The sequence below is a fragment of the Colwellia sp. 6M3 genome, from assembly GCF_014077595.1.
Lineage (GTDB): Bacteria > Pseudomonadota > Gammaproteobacteria > Enterobacterales > Alteromonadaceae > Cognaticolwellia.
Genome location: NZ_JACGWF010000211.1, coordinates 1 through 595 on the forward strand (window position 1 = coordinate 1; position 595 = coordinate 595).

Below are 595 nucleotides of genomic sequence, written 5' to 3' on the forward strand. Positions count from 1 at the left end.
TAGGTCCATACAACAACAGTGCAACCGCTGGCGCTACTAGCCCAAGTGGTGCAACGGTTAATGACACCTCAGATAACGGTACTGACCCAGAAACAAACAATGGTAATGCTGCCGATGACGATGCAACACCCGTAACCTTTGCTGAAGCACCGGCTATTGGCGTTGCTAAAACCGTAAGTGCAGGCCCTACCAATAATGGTGATGGTACACATACACTAACCTATTCTATGGTGGTTAAAAATACTGGTGATATCAGCCTAAGCAATGTGCAAGTTGTTGATGACCTTACCACGACTTTTAGTGGCGCTACCTTTGTTGTTGATGCCAAAAGCACTGGTGGCACACTCACCATAAACAATGCCTTTAATGGCGATGGTGATAAAAATTTATTAGCCGCAAACCAAAACTTAGCGGTTGGCGAAAGCGAAACGATCAGCTTAACGGTCACCGTTACACCAGGCACTAACCTAGGTCCATACAACAACAGTGCAACCGCTGGCGCTACTAGCCCAAGTGGTGCAACGGTTAATGACACCTCAGATAACGGTACTGACCCAGAAACAAACAATGGTAATGCTGCCGATGACGATGCAAC

General features: G+C 46.9%; 1 protein-coding gene. It reads left to right on the forward strand.

The features are described 5' to 3' along the window. On the forward strand, positions 1-595 hold a 595-nt coding region (locus H4J50_RS19060; RefSeq protein ID WP_182257710.1), incomplete at both ends, for a DUF11 domain-containing protein.